Source organism: Streptomyces sp. NPDC090442 (assembly GCF_044769405.1).
GTDB lineage: Bacteria > Actinomycetota > Actinomycetes > Streptomycetales > Streptomycetaceae > Streptomyces.
The window spans coordinates 1-2,794 of the sequence record NZ_JBIVXW010000199.1 but is presented as its reverse complement, the minus strand read 5'-3'; the positions used below and the strand labels follow the sequence as shown (position 1 = coordinate 2,794).

1 protein-coding gene is annotated in these 2,794 nt (G+C 70.2%); it reads right to left on the bottom strand.

The window, feature by feature from the left end; translation table 11 throughout:
- The coding region (locus ACIQU6_RS44300; RefSeq protein WP_403488347.1) for an acyltransferase domain-containing protein at positions 1 to 2,794 on the bottom strand (2,794 nt) is incomplete at both ends.

Sequence of the window (2,794 nt, the reverse complement as noted above, 5' to 3'; positions counted from 1 at the left end):
GCGAGTTGGGGTTCGCCGGTGGCGAGTGCGGTGGTGAGGAGTTCGGGGGAGAGGGCGGTGGTGTCGGTGTCGAGGAGGAGGAAGTGGTCCGGGTGCTCGGACTGCGCTGTGCGCACCAGACCCCACACCGACGCGGCGACCACGTCGACAGCGTCGTCCATGACCGCGCCCTTGGTGACCACGACCAGCGGCGCCCCGGATTCGTCCGTGGCCAGGTGGTCCTGGACGGCTGTGAGGACCCGGCCCAGCCTCTCGCGCAATTCCTCCGGACCGCCCGTACCGGCGGTGGGCGCCACGTGATGCACCACTGCCGTGTGCGCGACAGCCTGACGCGCGGGTGCGGCGACCGGCACCCAGTCCAGCCGGAACAGCGAGTCGTGCTGCCCGATTCCTGCTGTGAGCTGCCTGGGGTCGACGGCGCGCACCGCCAGGGACGACGCGGAGAGCACCGGCCTGCCGGAATCGTCGGTCACCGCCAACGCCACGCTGTTCTCTCCGGTCGGCGTGAGCCGGGCCCGCAGCAGCGTCGCGCCGGCGCGGTGGAGGGTGACGTCGGACCAGGCGAACGGAAGCCGTACCGGCCGAGTGCCGTCGCCTTGCCGGAGGCCGTCCAGGGCGATCGGGTGGAGGACGGAGTCGAAGAGCGCGGGGTGCAGAGCGAACCCGCCGGTGCCCGTTTCCTCGTCCAACCGCAGTTCGGCGAAGGTCTCCTCGCCGAGCCGCCAGGCGGCACGCAGCCCCTGGAAGGCGGGCCCGTAGTCGTAACCGTGGTCGGCGAGCAACCCGTACGCCCCGTCGATGTCGATCGGCACGGCGCCCGTGGGCGGCCACGGAGCTGTCGCGTCCTGGAGCGTGGCATCCGGGACGGCGGGCGCGAGGGTGCCGGTGGCGTGCCGGACCCACTCGGCGCGGCCCGGCTGTCGGGAGTGCAAGCGGACGGTCCGCGCCCCTGAGGCGTCCTCACCGCCCACGACCAACTGGATGTCCACCTCGGTGCCTTCGGGCAGCACCAGCGGGCTCTCCAGGGTCAGTTCCCGTACCGCGGGCACGTCGAGGCGGGCGCCCGCGAGCAGCATGAGCTCCAGCATGGCCGTGCCGGGCAGGAGCGGTGAGCCGAACACGGCGTGGTCCGCGAGCCACGGCTGCGTCGCCGACGACAGTCGGCCGGTGAACAGATGCCCCTGGCCGTCGGCCAGTTCGACGGCGGCGCCCAGTAGTGGGTGTTCGGCCTTCGTCAGTCCTACCGCGCCGAGGTCGCCGTGTCCGGTCGGTGCTTCCAGCCAGTGGCGCTCGCGTTGGAAGGGGTATGTGGGCAGGTCCGTGGAGCGGGCACCGGAGCCGAACAGCGCGCGCCAGTCGATTTCCGTGGCGCCGTGGACGTGCAGTTGTGCGAGGGCGGTCACGGCGGCCTGTGGTTCGGGGAGGCCCTTGCGTGACGATGCGGCGCACACGGCTGCTGTGCCGGTGCTGGTGTGTGTCAGGGCGGTGAGGGTGGAGTCCGGCCCGAGTTCGACGAAGGTGGTGACGCCGTCGGCTTCAAGGGTGCGCACGGCGGCGTGGAAGCGCACGGCCTCTCGCGCGTGTGCGGCCCAGTAGTCCGGGGAGGCCAGTTCTTCGGCCGTGGCCGGATGCCCTGTCAGGGTGGAGACGAGTGCGATCTTCGGAGTCTGGAAGTCGAGGCCGCGCGCGATGGCCCGGAAGTCGTCCAGCATCGGGTCCATGTGCGGTGAATGGAAGGCGTGGCTGACTGTCAACTGGCGGGATTTGACGCTTAGTTCGTCGAGGTGTGCGGCGATGGAGGCGACCGCGTCCGCGTCGCCGGAGACGACTGTTGACTCTGGGCCGTTCACTGCCGCCAGTGCGATCTTGCCTTCCAGGCCGGCCAGCAGTGGCAGTACTTTTTCCTCTGATGTCTGGACTGCCAGCATCGCTCCGCCGGAGGGCAGTGCCTGCATCAGTCGGCCTCGTTCCGCCACGAGGCGTGCTGCGTCTTGGAGGGAGAGGACTCCGGCCGCGTAGGCGGCTGTCAGTTCGCCGACGGAGTGCCCGGCTACCACGTCCGGTCGCACGCCCCAGGATTCCCACAGTCGGAACAGTGCCGACTCGACTGCGAACAGGGCCGGTTGTGCGAATTCCGTCCGGTGGACGGTTTCGTCTGCCATCGCTTCGCGCAACGGCACCCCGAGGGCGTCGAATGCGGCGCACGCCTCGTCGAAGGCGGCGGCGAAGGTGGGGAATGCGGCGTACAACTCCCGTCCCATTCCCGGTCGTTGGCTGCCTTGGCCGGTGAAGAGGAAGGCGAGCTTGCCCGGCGTCGATGCGATGCCCGTCACTGTGCCGGAGCCCGTTGCCAGGTCCGCGAGGCCGTTCATCAGTGTCGTGTGGTCGGTGCCTACTACTGCGGCGCGGTGCGGGAACTGTGTGCGTGTGGTCACCAGGGCGTGGCCGACCTCTGTGGTGGAGACTTCCGGCAGCTCCGTCAGGCGCTCGCGTAGCCGTGTGGCCTGAGCGCGCAGTGCTGCTTCGCTGCGCGCGGAGAGTATCCAGGGGACGACGGTGCCTGTGGGGGCCGGCTTGTTGTCGGTTTCCTGAGTGCTTTCGGTCTGTTCGAGGATGAGGTGGGCGTTGGTGCCGCTGATGCCGAAGGAGGAGACGGCGGCGCGGCGGGGGCGGTCGTCGGGCGTGGTCCAGGGGCGGGGTTCGGTGAGGAGACTGACGGCTCCTGCTGTCCAGTCGACGTGTGGGCTGGGCTCGTCGATGTGCAGGGACTCGGGCAGGGTGGCGTGGTGCATCG